The 15,015-nt window shown below is 41.4% G+C and carries 9 protein-coding genes and 1 pseudogene; 3 read left to right on the top strand and 7 right to left on the bottom strand.

From position 1 onward, the window contains the following. Nucleotides 1-595 precede the first annotated feature (595 nt). Nucleotides 596-4,870, top strand: a complete 4,275-nt coding sequence (locus QQ041_RS19855) for a beta-prism lectin domain-containing protein (protein WP_285954893.1) — start codon at nt 596-598, stop codon at nt 4,868-4,870. Nucleotides 4,871-4,989: 119 nt separating this feature from the next. Here the strand turns inward: QQ041_RS19855 and QQ041_RS19850 are convergent, their stop codons facing one another. Next, on the bottom strand, nt 4,990-6,162 hold the full coding sequence (locus QQ041_RS19850) for a YbfB/YjiJ family MFS transporter (RefSeq protein WP_237300746.1): 1,173 nt from the start codon (nt 6,160-6,162) through the stop codon (nt 4,990-4,992). Between the two features lie 19 nt (nt 6,163-6,181). Then, nucleotides 6,182-7,978, bottom strand: coding sequence for an FAD/NAD(P)-binding protein (locus QQ041_RS19845; protein ID WP_265676754.1), 1,797 nt, complete (start codon nt 7,976-7,978; stop codon nt 6,182-6,184). Nucleotides 7,979-8,500: 522 nt separating this feature from the next. Between QQ041_RS19845 and QQ041_RS19840 the strand changes: the two are divergent. Further along, nucleotides 8,501-8,632, top strand: a pseudogene (locus QQ041_RS19840) (GNAT family N-acetyltransferase); the annotation flags it as partial. 102 nt (nt 8,633-8,734) lie between these two features. Here QQ041_RS19840 and QQ041_RS19835 read toward each other — a convergent pair. The 5 genes from QQ041_RS19835 to hipB all read right to left on the bottom strand — a co-directional run bounded on the left by QQ041_RS19835 (nt 8,735) and on the right by hipB (nt 14,007). After that, the gene (locus tag QQ041_RS19835; RefSeq protein WP_237300744.1) at nt 8,735-9,745 is read right to left on the bottom strand and encodes an AbrB family transcriptional regulator; all 1,011 of its coding nucleotides are present in this window, start codon (nt 9,743-9,745) and stop codon (nt 8,735-8,737) included. Nucleotides 9,746-10,814: 1,069 nt separating this feature from the next. Continuing rightward, nucleotides 10,815-12,125 carry a hypothetical protein gene (locus QQ041_RS19830; RefSeq protein WP_285954892.1) on the bottom strand — a complete coding sequence of 437 codons (1,311 nt, stop codon included), beginning with the start codon at nt 12,123-12,125 and terminating at the stop codon, nt 10,815-10,817. A 1,016-nt stretch (nt 12,126-13,141) separates the two neighbouring features. Next, a complete protein-coding gene (locus tag QQ041_RS24175) occupies nt 13,142-13,408 on the bottom strand; it encodes a HipA domain-containing protein (protein WP_353057843.1) in 267 nt (88 codons plus the stop codon). Between the two features lie 78 nt (nt 13,409-13,486). After that, nucleotides 13,487-13,765: a HipA N-terminal domain-containing protein gene (locus QQ041_RS24170; protein WP_353057842.1), complete on the bottom strand. Its 279-nt coding sequence runs from the start codon at nt 13,763-13,765 to the stop codon at nt 13,487-13,489. A gap of 44 nt (nt 13,766-13,809) precedes the next feature. After that, a complete protein-coding gene (gene hipB, locus QQ041_RS19820) occupies nt 13,810-14,007 on the bottom strand; it encodes a type II toxin-antitoxin system antitoxin HipB (RefSeq protein ID WP_285954891.1) in 198 nt (65 codons plus the stop codon). Between the two features lie 391 nt (nt 14,008-14,398). Here hipB and QQ041_RS19815 point away from each other — a divergent pair, with 391 nt between their 5' ends. Further along, nucleotides 14,399-14,668 (top strand): hypothetical protein, encoded by a 270-nt coding sequence (locus tag QQ041_RS19815; protein WP_285954890.1) that lies wholly within the window; start codon nt 14,399-14,401, stop codon nt 14,666-14,668. Nucleotides 14,669-15,015: the final 347 nt, after the last annotated feature.

Below are 15,015 nucleotides of genomic sequence, written 5' to 3'. Positions count from 1 at the left end.
TGCCGCTGATTGTACATTCTCCATTGATGATAAAATACCCGTCTTCTTGTAGAAGCCAAGTTGAACCATCATCAGAATTTGTATGCGTTCTAGAAAATGAACGAATATATTTAGCTCATACTAATGGGACTGTTATTCATCCTAGCATCAAACCTACGAGAGTAGGTTGTTTATAATTGATTACTATAACAGTACTTTCTCTCTGCAGAAGCTATGAGGAAGTGCTGTTTTCTTGGAAATCTTTATATTCTAAATCTTTTTTGCTGATTTCCCATGTTTTATAGGTTGGGTTATCGCTTACTACCTCGCTCCCTTCCGGTAAGAATTGCAGCCGCTTGACCAATAATGCGCCTTCAAATCGAAGAAATAGTCCGTCTCTCACCGAACACCACTCAGAATGATAGATACCGCCTTATTTGGCGATATCTGTGTCGATATTAGGAATTCAATGATTTGAAGACGCTTACGAGAAAACTAAGATTTATGATAAAGAGACATAATTATGTATAAATTATGTCTCTTTATTTGTTCGCTATTCTAATTTCATTATCAATAAAGTTATGTTATTCGCCCTACGGGGAAGCTGGAGGGACATATGGTTATTGAACGCAGATTTCTCTTAGGAACAAAGACGTTTCTTGGGATATTTTTTTTGGTATTCAGCACTATTTCTTCAGCGTTTCAGCCTCCGAACGAAAGGTTTTTTCACTATGAATTTGGCAGAACTGATGCCAAATACGCAGTCAATGTTGAGATGAGTAAGCTCAATGAGTTGTCAATTCGTCACGGGGCCGCGATTGATGGATTTGTTTACACTTATGACTCTGAAGAAAAAATCTATCAGATCGGTGGTGAGGGCGGCATCATTTCGTCCTTAGATACCGCTGGTTTAAATAAAATGGTCATATATAGCGGCAACTTTTATTGGGGAAGTGCTGATGAACCATCGATAGTAAAAATCGAATTTCATTATAACAACGGAGATAAAAAATCCTTTGGCAGTTCTGATTTTTCGTCCAACATTGTCAAAAGTGAACACGAGATTCAACCAGATTTAATTAGTATCTCATTCTGGTCTAATGGCTGGCTTATTGATGGCCTCAGATTTAACTATCCCCGGTTAGACAGTGCCCCTCCAAGTGACGATTTTTCTGAAAATTTTCCTCAGTTAAAAATAAAAAGAGCACTTAGTCAGGCTGGCGAGGGTTTTTTGTATGCAGTTATGCCGACCTCAAAACGGATTGGTTTATTGACCTACGATGGGACAACGATCATTGATGTGCCAACGCACGAGCTAAATTACGATCGTCTGACCATTCTTGAGTGTGGGAGCCATAACGGTTTTGTTACTCGCCCAGCAGTGCAAAACCATGAAAACGTCTTAGGTTTCACTGGCTATGAAAGCCTGGATGACTCATGCCATTTGGCCAAAAACAGCGAGTTTAAATGGTTTGCAGGCAATTCATCGGAGCTCAATTCGTGGTATTCGGATAGCTTGCAAGGGGAGCCCCAATGTTACTCTATAGATGGAGAACTCTGTGTCACTCAGCTTGATTACACCCAGCAGCACGAGATTACTAATCCTTTCATTTTGCAAAACATGGGAACCAATGCCAATCGGATTGCGGGATATCTTAGCAACATCAATCAATTAATTCTTAAATTCGATGGGAATCTTCAAGGGACAGGAACCTTAGCGAGTCTAGTGCTACCCGAAGCCTTCGAACAGACTATGACCTATTCCGTATCAAATAATTCACAAGCTTATATACAGGCTTTAGCATCTAACAGGCAAGCCCTGTTCATCCCACCAGGAACAAGTGCGGGTGAGACTTACACACATCGTTCACCTATCGAACAAGGCAAGCGCGTCATTGTGGATGTTAGCTTGACGGAGTCACCAGTGACAGTCTATTTACCCAACGGGAAAGTCCATCGACTTTCGACTGGAGATAGGAAAATCTGGACCTTCCTTGGCGGCGAGTGGTTTGAGGAAGGACGTAATATTAATGACTATCCAGACATTGTCCGTCGTGCTCGGCCCGTCACTTGCAATCAAACCTTAATCGATATACCCGGGCACTGGTGTGCCAAAGCGACCTCATTGGGACAAACATTCCGCCACCAGACAGTGCAAGCCAACATCGACGCTACATTGAGCAATATGGAGACCCTTTTCACGACGATGGAAGCCTATGAAGCGAAAAGGATTAAAGACATTTACCTACCGCGCATCTCGTCCTTACAAGAACGTGTCGCCAGTAAAAAACGTGATAAGAGGGAGCAATGTGCGTGGGCGTGGGTATGGTGGATGGCGGTAGCATGTGGCGTCACTTCCGATGAGTATAATGATTTACGAGATGCACTTGACGCTCTCAATCAAGAGTATGAAGCGACTCTAGAATCATCCCGGGAAAAAGTGCAACTGGCGCGTGGGAGCCGTTGGCATAAATTACATGAAACATGGGCTCAGAATGATGGAACCCATTTTGCGGGTCTACTTCTGGAAGAAAGTAAGACCTTAGATGACCTTAAAACACTTAAAGCGGGCTACGATAAAAGCGCGCAACAAGCCAAAACGGATTATCAGGCTGCAATGACGAAGTACCTTAATGATGCCAGCCCGGAGCATGTTCTGTTGAAGACGATTGAAGATCTGCCACTAGTTGGCCCAGAAATCAAACACATTGTCGATTATGCTCGCCACCCTTCTGCGAAAAATCTCAGACGCATGTTATTGGGGTTAGCGGGTCCAGTGGGAGAAGCAGTCGAAGGGGTGGTCGAGCTCACCACTGAACCAGGGACGTTAAACCAAAAGGAAATAAAGTTTCTGACCGACGTGCTGACTGATTTAAGTAATGACTCAACTATTGGCGAAGGTTTACAAGACGTCGTGTCCGATGCCATCAATGATTTAGGCGATGAGGTGATTGAGAGCATTCGTCAAGCGGGCCTGTGGCGAGATAAACCGGGTGAAGTAAACCTTATCCAGTCTGACTATCAAAATCTGGTTGACTGGCGTTCTCAAGCTCAACGTATTAACTATGACTTCTGGCAAGGCGATAGTGAGCAGGAAATCAATGTCCAGCAAAAGTTTACGCCTCAGAATAGCAACTTCGCTTCGTTCTTAGCCGCCCCGACGGTCTTTGATTCGAATTCTCTGACTGAGATTGAGTATGCGAGTGGCGGCAGCCTCTTCGCCACAAAACTGGCGAACATTTTCAATCATTCTTTTGGAACAGGATATGAAGATGTGGCTAAATCCAACCCTGCTTATACATCATGGACACGCGATCAGGTCACCAACGAATTGTATAAAGTCATTGCTGACCCAGCGTACTATCAGCAGCGCCAACCCTATTGGGTGGATTCTACAGCCATAGGAAAGCGTCCTGCCGGTCTGGTCTTTACCGATCAACACGCGATGATCGTTATGAATTCTGATCTGGTATCACGCAACAGTGCGGATTTTTATAAATTTTATTTCGAAGAATTGGGTCATTTGGTCAATTGGTGGCGTTGTAAAATTTTTGAGGTTAACGTCAGTCAGTGCCAATCACCGGGAGATGCTGGCGCGCGTTTTAGGGATGCGGTTCTGATTGACCCATCGCTCCATACCGCTGCGTTGCCGTCCTTGCTGGCTGACTTACCTCAGCATCCTAATGTCGACAAACAAACAATACAATTTGCTGATAACAGCTTTGCGACGTTGGAGGGCTGGCCGGACTACTACACCGTCAATGAGCACATTGGTGGTAATGGCAAATTTTCCTGGCTGTTGCGCTTAGGGCTGGATGTGTCTAGTCAGGATCTCAGGGGATTGGTTGATGTATTTGAGCTGGAAGTGATTATCAATGCCCCAAGCCCAGCACTGAAAGGCAATCCGTGGAAAAAATCGGCTAACGGCTACTGCAAAACCGATACAGACACTGACTGTAATATGCCAACGATGTGGATGTCGGTTGCTTTCCGAGATGCATTAAAGGTGGTCAGCGGGAGTATGCCACAATTTAAAGACGCGAAGGCATCACAAGCTGGCTTTGATATTCTGCCAATGCTGGTGAGAAAGCATGGCGGTAAGCTGCCATTTCAGCTCACGTCGGTCAACAGTACCGACTGGCGCTACATGGGCTCACACGATATCTATTACAAAAAATTTACCGGCAGCCTGGTAGCAAGACTGAATTTGTGGAAAACGCAAAAAGTGATGAGAGGTAAGACGCCGGGCACTACTTTCAAACCGGAGATATCATTAAAAGCGACCCCCGCCTCTGGGAGTTATGTTGTTGAAATTGCGACCAAGGATAAGGAAGATTTTGCGGCTTGGTTGGCCGGAGATATCGTATCTTCAGTGGCAGGATGCGCTGTAGGTTTTGTGGTGGGAGTGATAGCCGAAAGAGACCCGGTGACGCTGTGTCATGCTCTGTCAGATATCACCGAAGCGGTAGAGACGGCTTTTCAGGGATTGGACAAGCGGCCGACTATGTTCTTTGAAGCCGACGGTAATATCACCTTACCAGTATCGCTCGAATATCGATACGCGACAAGCGGTGATAAGATCCGCAGGAGAACCGCGACAGAGGCTCCTTCAGGGCGAGTCCAATACAGCGAAGATGGGCGAGCTCACTACTTGGTGGGAGAGGCACCCGGTTCTATTCCAGAGGAAGACATCAGTCACAATCGGGTCAGTATCACCACCAATCCACAGACTTCTTCTTTTCGAACCAAAGCTGGGAGAGCTTTCTCTAAACTGGGAGCCAAGTCGATTAACCCAGTTGGGGTTTTTCGATTTAGGGTTGGCTTTGATTATGCCGAAAAGGTGATACAGAAAGGAGCGTACGCTTTGCCGTCTGCTGTGATAGAAGACTGAGAGCGATAAAAGTTATTACGTCTGACGTATAATACCAAGGTCGTCCAACTCTAGAAAAAAATGGGGGAGAGTTTCATGATCGATTTCTTTTTTAACTGATCGTTTGAGCAGTGTTATGGTTACTTTTTGGTTGATGTAAATGTAATGCAGACTATCGATAAAATGAGTGCGCTCGCACTGATTATAAATAGGGCGTTATAGCTGTTGAGTTGTGGGGCATAATGAGCCATCACAACGGCACCTACGCCTTGCGATATAGCAAAGGCCATTGTCATTGCCCCCCAAAATTTCGTATGGAGTTGTGTCCCAACAATTTCTAAGGTGTAAGTTGATACGAGTGTTACGGTGCCAGGGGTAAACATACCAACGAGTAGAGATGAAGCAAAAAGTGCAATCATATTGGTATTTAGCAAGGGAAGTGCTACCCCTATAGCTTTACACGAAAAAGCCACCAATAGTGCTTTTTTAAGTCCGAACTTATCACCTAATATACCGGTCACGATTGGTCCAACCGCAGCTCCTATACCAAAGACTGCCCAATAAAAACCCCCGCTCGCGAAACTCATTCCTAGCTCACGAACAAGATAATCGACCCAAAAGAGAGAATGCGGTAGGTAACCAATGGCGTTAAAGGCATAAGCTAAAAGTACACAGCTAATACTTACACGCTCATATTTAGATAAGGCACTCAATCTAGAGGGACTTTGAGCGCCGTGATTTGGTTTAACCTCGAGAGACCATGTGTTCCATGTTAAGACAGTCGCGAGGAAAGCGATCGCTCCTATACCAAGCCATGCGCTTTCGACACTTTGAGAGATAAGTAGAGGTGTGAACGTGCCTGAAATCATCGCACCCAAACCAATTCCTGAAAACACTACGCCACTGATTCTTGCTTTCATATCTTGGGGGTGAAGGCGAACGATCATTGGTGGGACGAGTACCATAAGAACAGCTCCCGATATTCCAGCGATGGTTCTCAATGTCAAAAACCATTCAAAGGGAGCAGAATTCAAAGCACAGCCAAGGTAACTAAAGCTACTTAATAACAGAGAGGCACGTATGAGTGTAGCTATTGAGTAATATGTCTGTAAAAAACTTGAAGCAGGGGGCCCTAAGATATAACCAATGAGCGTTGCAGCGCCAAGAATGGAGGCATCTTCGCTTGAGAACCAACGGTTTTGAATGAGCACAGGCATTAAGGCTATGTAGGCAAAGCGTCCAATGCCATTCCCGACTAATATTGCAACTAGCCCTGCGAAAGAGGTGCGGTTTAATAGTTTAACTTGTGACATCTTCATCTTAAGCCTGGGCCTAAGACAACTGTTTAAAGAGAGCCCGGACCGACCTACCTGCATCGACAAGCGCCGTAGAGTTAACACCAGGTCTAGGTATGATAAAGGTGTAAAATTTATTGCCTTCTGTCGGAATGCCCAGCGCCCAAATGTTATTTTGCTCGATTCCGTTTGCATCGATCACATTCATGTTTGGTGTTACATCAATCCCACCGGGATGATAATTTCCATTGAAGTAAAGCCTTGTATATTGTTTAGCTAAAAGGTTTTTCCAGAGCTCAGTCCCATCGTCTTCCGGGCTGTGTATTGTGATCTTTCCATGAATTTTTATGTTGGCTTGTTCTTGTAGTTCAGGCCACACTGTTGATTTGAGAGTGAACAAGTTTGTATTCGAACTATGTCTTACGTCTGGCGAAGGGCCAAGATTTAACTTGAGTACACCACTTTTTAGCAAAGCGACCATCTCTTCTATTCTTTCTTTTGGTGGACCTACGGCGAGCCGGTTCATCAAAGGAATAAACACAGAATCAACCCAACGATGTGATTCTTCCGTCAGGCCTTTAAAGTCGATAACACTTCGAATGAGATCTCTTAAGTCACGTAATACGTCGCTAGCCGATTTTATTGGGCTACTGAGGTTCCCTTTTTTAGCTTCTTTAATATCGGCTTCAAGGAAATCTATCAGCCAAGCAATATAGACGTCTGGAGAGGCAAGCGCGTAGCTTGGGACTGGTGCGGTAAGTTTCTCCCAACTAAACCTATCTTCAATCGAAATGGTTTTAGCAACGAGCACTTTCTGTTCATTCAGTCGTGAGTATAGAAACTGGTTACAAAATTTTTGGGCCGCAATAAGCCCTTTCTTTTGGCTTAGGTAGCTTTCGTAGTACGCATACTCCATGTCTTTTATAAGCAAAGGCAGTATGTCTTTTATAAAACTGACGTCCCCTCGTTCTCTAAAGTTGGCGACCTTCTCAGGTGTTAGAAACTTAGCATGGTACTGCTTAGATGTTCCTTTTTGGTTTTCCGCTCTTCCGGACAAAGGCAGACCAGAGCGTGAATAGGCGATGATTTTGGGCTCATTTCCAGAAGGTAAATATTGAAGGCAACCTTTTTGAGGGCGGATGAATTCTCCGCCACGCCCAATCGACAACTCTGCCAGAATGTCACAAGCCGTTAATCCGAGCCCTTGGAGAGCGACCGTTTGATTTGAAGTGATATTTTTTAGTTTTTCTTTTAATGGGTATGGATTAAAAATTTCTTGGGCAGTATCAGGGTTTATATATTTGGCTTTCGTGTGCCCTGTAGTTAAGTAGAGGTATTCAACATTGGTGATAAGGCTTCGGTCATCAAGCAAATTCCAAGAGTTATCATCTAATTTGGTGATATCAATAATTTCAGAAGGTACATAGTCGATCGTGATATGTGAAAAGGACATATCAACAAGGTAGTGAAATACCCAATTCAGATACTCACCAAAAAGAGCACGAGAATAGTATTCGTTCGGCAATATTGTTTTAGGACTTAGCTCATCTTTGGGTCTTTCGCACAACCATTGATAAAAATTAGGCCCTGAAATTATATTTTTAGCTTCACTCACACTCTCATCAGCGAACATAGTGATTTGAGAGCTGACTGTATTTACGAGTAAATGATTCGGTTGTTTGACATTATGACACCCAGAGCCTGGAAGGTTTGGGTCAAATACTTTTATATCTAATGGTTGATGGGGGGGATCTATTGAGAGGGCTATTATACGCTCTAAAACGCTTAGTCCTCGAGGGCCAATACCAATGATGCCAATCGTACTATTTTTCATAAGGAGCCTTGTTGATTAAAGATGTCACGGTGAGCCTGATTTAAACCTCGGATAATTTCGAGCAAATGGCCTATTTTCATCAGCGTCGGGGTCATATTCTACCCCATCAAATCTTTAGGCTAACAGCGTAAGAATAGAAACACATCGAAGTAATAATAATTTATGCCCCTTGCTCTTGAGTTTCTCTCAAAATTATTCGGTCGGTAGTGATCAATTCAACGAAGTTGCACTTAATCTGAACAAAAATTTAGACATAAAACCTCTCGGTGGCTTCTTTCGTTATTAATACCTTCGAGGCTCCTAACTGACATAAATGGCATGGTGCCGATGAGGAGGTTGAATGGCTTAGATATGAAGTGGGTTTTTGGGAATGGTGATTAAAATGTTTTTTGGAATAACATAAGTGCACCAAACTTTATGACTAGGGTTTTGGTGAGTCACACTTGGAGTTCTGTAAATAAGTGTGAGTTACGACACCAAAGTTAAAATACCTAAGGTGGCGAGTAAACCAAGGGAAGCAACTCTTGGTTAAGGCTTCATGAACACACGAATTATGGTGTTGCTGTTGAACAGGTCGATGAGCTTTATATAAAACCAATGAGTGCAAAGGAATGGGGAAGTGGTCATATTGATTGGCTTGGCTATATGAATTGACCCCAAAGGCTCGCATGCGTTTACAGAGTTCAGGTTACTTGGACTAACCTAGGAGAATAGCGTTAATATTAACCGAGGTTTTTTAATGAAACTAAGCCAATGTCACCTTTCATAATTGCTTCGTAAATGTTTATAAACATTGGAGCAGAGAGGAATAGAATGAAGGATTATCATGCGAATGATATGACTAAGCATAATTAGTGCAGGCTCTAGCCCAAGATAAATAGCAGCAACAGTCATAGACTCAACACTGCCTGGAACCCATGACATCAAGAGTACTAGGAACTCCTTATCAATTAGCTTACTGAATATATAAGCAAAACTAACCGTTACTGTAAGACTTAACGTTGTAGCAATGATCCCTGCTCGCGCATAAGAGAAGACATCTGCACCGGTTATATCTTTTAGACGGATCCCTATCAATGCCCCTAGAGCGGATGTCGCAATAAATACAAGTTCTGTCGGGACAAGAAAATTGTATGACGGTAACCCTGCGTTTACAAACATAGTTGCTAACATTCCAGTTACCATATACGGTGCAGGAGTCCCAATTTTATCGAAAAGTAAACCTGAAAAGTAGGCGAGGAAAAGTGGGAGAAGTATACAAAGATTGTCTAATGAAATAGCAGGTCCAGGAATTGGTGATTTGTCCGTTGAGACAAGAAGAGCGGAAGCAATGATTAAGAATATGAGTCGAACTGTGTGAGTGAAAACTACTTTACTAGAAGGCGAATTGTGCTTTTCATTAATGACAAGAACCGCGGCCATTGCTCCCGGAACCGACCCAAGTAGGCTTTCATATTTTGACCATTTCTCTCGCTTATAAAGCCAGATATAGGAGGTGAGAACTTGTGCTGACATACAAAGGACGAGTCCTATAAAAAGTAATATCGGATAACCCTTGGAAAGAGTTTGTACAGGGACGATTGAGCCCACTGTGGTCCCAAGGATTAACTGGACACCAGTCAATGTGCTTTTGGGAAGAGTTAGAGTAAACCCTGCTTTTGACGTTAATAAAAGAGCAATCAGAGCACCGAACATTGCACCTAATGGTATCCCGAAATATGTAAATAATAGCGAGCCAACCAAAGCTATGAATGAGGCTAGATACATGTTTTGGTTTCCCTCTTGTTCAGCTTGAAAGATGATAATAAAGCGGAAATTTGGTTATTAATCACATCTATGTTATTGACCATTGTCTAATAGCTGAGCAAAGTTACCGGAAAGGTAAGATGCCTCCTTGCCTGGGATAGGAACCTGATGATGGAGCCAGTTCTGCCGCTTGCAGAACTGGAGCTATGAAAATAGACAGCTCTACAATCCTGAAGGCTTATCTGCTTGGGATTAATTTTGTGCTAGCAGCCTAATTGCATCTAAAAATTAGTGCGTATGTAGTCAACCAAACTTTGCGACATAACCAGTAAGCAAGAGGACGAAGATTTATTAATTATGTTAGCGGTACTTATCATATACCCCAATGTCTTTTTTTAAATGGTCAGAAAGGTATCTCACATCGAGAGATGCATTTTTATTTTTTCTACTTTTTAACTTAATCCGAAGATAGCGTAATAGAGTCTCTAAACCTCGTTTTTTTTGAATTATTTTTTCTAGTTTTTTATTTATCATAGCAACGTACTCTTTTTTTTATAAGAAAAACCATGATTTCAACGACTAAAGTTAATTGAATGGAAATATATTTAAATCTAGTAAATTGTTCTCCTTAGAAAGGGGATTTTAGTTAAATTTTAAATTATTATATAAATTAAAATAACGAATATGAAGGCTATTTGATAATAATTTAAATTTAATTTATTTTTATTAAGAGTTTATGATGGGATTTAGAGTTAGATACTGTCTGCGAAATGCCTCCAGTCTCTAAATGATATTTATTTTATGGGATTTCTTGATGTGATGGTGCGTTCTAGAATCTTGTCAGTACTTGGAGTATTAATTTAGATACAGCGCGTGGTAAAATTTACACCACAACCCCTTCCAATAGAGGGGTAGGTTTTATCTAATAGTTATCTGTAAGAATATAAAATGTTATTGAATCGTCAGCGAAAAATAGATAAGTGCGATGTAATAGGGTGGAGGCTATTTAGAGTGTAAGTTTTTAAACGTTAATCTTGATGTTTGAGGTGATTTTTTAGAAAAGAATGCCGCTCCAGACGACATTCTTAGTCTATTTTTTGTTAATCAATGGATAATCAGTTAGCGGGACTGGTAAAATAATAAGTTTCCTGATGGATCGATAAGACCTTAAAAAAGAGGTGGTTCGATTGAATTTAATTTCATAGTCTGTCCCGTCTTTTCTTTTAAATGCCAAGCGACCAGTTGAGCCTACGGGTATTGACGTATCTAAGTGTGGACCTTGAATGACACGTATTTTCATCGTGTCGACGACGTTAAAAAGGACGCTTGCAAACTCTTGCCTGTATGTATTATCTAACAAATCAAATCGATATTGACCCTCCGACCCATTTATGTACAACCGATTACCGCTTAATATGATGGCATCATTCTCAGTGTTTCTATCGGCCTTAAGGCGAATGTGAGAAGTAATATCTGTATTTTCACCTTCTTCATTTATAGCACTTACCATTATTGGACTCCCCAATTTTAGGTAAGGTATATCTTCGAAAGATAGCTGTTGACCATTTAATTCAATATTTTTGGCAAGAGTCATTGAATGATGATTTTGATTATATATGTGAGTATCTGATGTTTTGATGTTGTTGTAATCAATATCAATCTCATAGGTGATTAGTTCCTCTGCTTGAAATTCGAGAGTTAGGAGAGATGGTTGGAAGTTTCCTAAAAACGTTAGGTTCCCCCATGAATCTACTATTAGGTCTTCAGAACCTGAAACTGTGTACGGTCCTATAAGCCAATTTTTGCTATAGTGATTGAAAATGTCGTTCAGAAATGGAGAGACATTAACCTGAACTGGTTGTTGGTTAAACTTATCATACGATATCCTATAAACACCATTTACTTCGATGTGCTTTAATGAAGGTGCGCCAGAGCGGTTTATTATCTCATTGCTCCCCATACTGCTTATCGCCACAAAATCTATAGCTTGGATGGGATTGATATAATCTCTTTCGCGGCAGTCAAACGTGAACAATGATTCATGCGTTTGGTTTCCTGGCACTCCATAAATTTTGTCATCAAAAAGAACCATTGCCCGTGGTTCAGAAAAACTCAAATTACAGGTTGACCAGGCTTTTTTTCCTTTACTTCCGGGGACTTTTTCACCGTTGGAGTTAATGAATTCAACTTCTAGGTTACGGTTAGTGACATTAACGTCATTCAATAATAAACGGACGGGCAAGCCTTTATCCCTTCTCGTGTAGAGGCTATCTGCTACATTAAGGTTTAAACGTAGCTCTGTGTTATCTACCTTCACTTTGTAATAATCGGGCTGATGGGGTAGGTACGAAGAAAGCTTACTCCCGTTAATCGAGACAGAGACTAAGGCGTTTTCAGACATAATAAGAAAACCGTCTTCAATCCTCCCAGCCCCGTCAGGGCTTACCTCTATTTCGACTAAGGATGTGACATCTAGCGCATAAAGTATTGGTTCGCATATCATGTTAGTGACTAGCTTAAAGGGTCAACTCTTCGGTGCCGTTGAAACACTGATTACCTGTTGCTTCGTTTTGGCAGTAGCAACCATTGCCTACAAACAGAAAAGAAGATTCCGAGAAGAGCACCTTTGAGTTCTTCATTCTTCAATAGCGTCGTTAAAATATTGAAACTCGATATGAAGTTAAATTGGGAGACGTAGGATGTATAACTTGAGCATAGATAGTAAGAGAAAGTATTCGTAATTCATGGAGAGAAGTTATGCATGTACTAATAAGCTATCTATCTGTACTTGCTTTTAGTACTGCCATGGCTCGGGTGTATTTAACTGCGACATCTGAAGAGCACTGACGTCGGGTAATTCAGTTTTCTCGTCAAACTGAGTCAGAGACGATTTTAAACTGGCTTTGAACGCTTTTTTAGCTTGTTTCATTTCGTCAGAAGAGGGGGAATGAGGATTCCCTTAGAGCATGAGTTGGAGTGGATATCGGGAGTGGGAATTTTGATTTATTATATAAAATTTAAATTAATTTGAATTTTATATGAAAGCCCCACTCCAAAAGGAACAGAACCCGTGTCCAATTATGTAAATCTCGCGTAATAATTTGGTTTTTTATAGCTAAATTTTCTTAATTATTTTCTGAGTATTTTCAAAAATAGAGTCTGCGATATGCTTAGGAAAGTCATCAGGCAGTGTCGCACTTACTTGTAACATTGCTTTAGGTAAGGCATCTTTCATTTCATCGATTATCTATTGCATTGCTTGACCCCATTATCGGTTCTATCCTTGGGCCGCCTTAAGATTCGTATTTAATTGATGATGGCATACCAAATACTTGGCAAATATCTTCCTAAGGAAAGCGTAGTAATCCTGCTCTGCCTTTTGTCCTGCGTCTATCAAAGCGCTCCATAGCTAAAGCTTTAATGCTGTCTGTTTTGATTATATTGACGTTGGGAACTGCGAATTTCTATAGCTCTAGCTGGCTCAATACAAAGGTACTCGTTTTCTACGCTATCTTTGAGAGCGAGTGTCGCGTTAGCTTGTTGGATCTCTCCAATAGGTAATTTGATAATGTGGGTCTTCGGCGTGTTGCCTTTCGGTATACACCATTGCCCATCAACGAATAGTAGAGCCGTTTTCTCTTGGGCACCTGCTACTGAGATTCTAAAGTCTTCTTCTTTGATCATCCCGAGCGGAATATCAGACTTGTATGCAGAAAGAACAGATTCTAGTTTTTTTGCTTCGAGTACTTCGTAGCTAAGTGGTTATTTGATATAAGGCAGCTCTGGAGGAAGTAAAGCAATCGCACCAACACTGTACTTTCCGATTTCTTTCAGGATATCAAATGGTTGTTTGGATGACGCGTTGTACCTTGCAACGATTCTATCTCTGACTTGAGGGCTGTCTGGCAAAAGATTGTCAAAATAGTTTATAACCGCATTGGTGATCCAGTTTTTATCATATTGAAAAGTGTGAGCACCATTCTGATGTTTCTCTAAAGCGTCAACAAGTTCACCATTCATGTATGTGATTAGCTTCTGCATTACCAACTATCATTATCATCTAGCAAAGTTACCTGTGCTTTTTCTTAGATACTCAATGTGAGATCCATTGCTTGGGCAAGCTTAAAGAAGGTAGAAAGTGTTGTTTTGTTTGGGGTGTTCTCGAAGTTCGAGATAGTCGCTTGCTTGATACCGACTTTCTTTGCTAGTTCTGATTGTGTCCATCCATTCTTTTGGCGTATCAGTAGCATCATATTTGCTAATTGCTTTGGACTATATATCATTTTTCCAACCCTCTATAGAGTTAAGGCGTGCCTTTAAGATGTCTCATTATCCTTTAATGAGGTTATAATTAACTATATTCCTTAGTAGGGATATTGAATGACATGAAGAGAAATAGGGAGCAAAGAGATTCGTTGAGTCAGAGAGTGTCTATTTAATACAATCGGTGATGTTTTGTTTGAGATTGGAAATCAGGGTTTAATCCTAACGAATACACAGACTATTACCTCATTTTTTTGATGATTACCATTTATTTAATGAGTTTAGACGTAGGGTAAAGTCTGACTTAGAAGTCAACTATTATTGGTGGTAATTCGTCTGTCCAGAGAGAGTCTCTTAATAGATCTAACATAATTAGAAGACAAGTCATTGCCTCCAGGCTTTCCTGAGTAAGTGCTCCAAGCATTATTAAATGCTCCTGAATATATGCAATATCGTATATTCAATAATTTACCTGATTTTGATCGCGTGTTATCGCAGATTACTCGGCACACCACGCATAGTGCAATGCTGGATATCTTAGAAAAAATTGGTGTTCGGGTGCATTTTGAGCACTTAGCGAATAATCTATTGGATGATGAAGCAATATTGAGTAATCAACCAGAAGGCGCTGCGACGAAAATCCTTGCAAAAGAAATGACTAGGTTGCAGTTGTGGAGGTGAAATCTAGTCAAGTAAATTTAGAAGAAGATAGCGTTAGCTTAGGTGTAAAATACTACTTTAACTAAATGAAAGACCCACCCATTAACGATGGGTCCAACTCGCCTAGACATAATGTCTCCACGAAAGATAGTCAACAAATTCCGGACATTGACTTAAGCCGATTTTCGATATTTACTGACGATAGCTCTCATTTGCTTGATGAGGCTGGCCGGTGCCGATTGTATATTTCAGCTATGATCTAAGAGTGGGGTTACTCTATTGAGTAATTCTGTGCCGCACCAAGATGTGTCCTTCTAAAGCCCCCATCCTGCTCGACACAAATCAAGCATGGTAAAGTCACCTAACGC

Source organism: Vibrio sp. TMPB1044 (assembly GCF_030442075.1).
In the GTDB taxonomy this organism is placed as follows: Bacteria; Pseudomonadota; Gammaproteobacteria; order Enterobacterales; family Vibrionaceae; genus Vibrio; species Vibrio satsumensis.
Note: the sequence above shows the minus strand (reverse complement) of the source record. Positions and strands in the feature narration are given on the sequence as shown.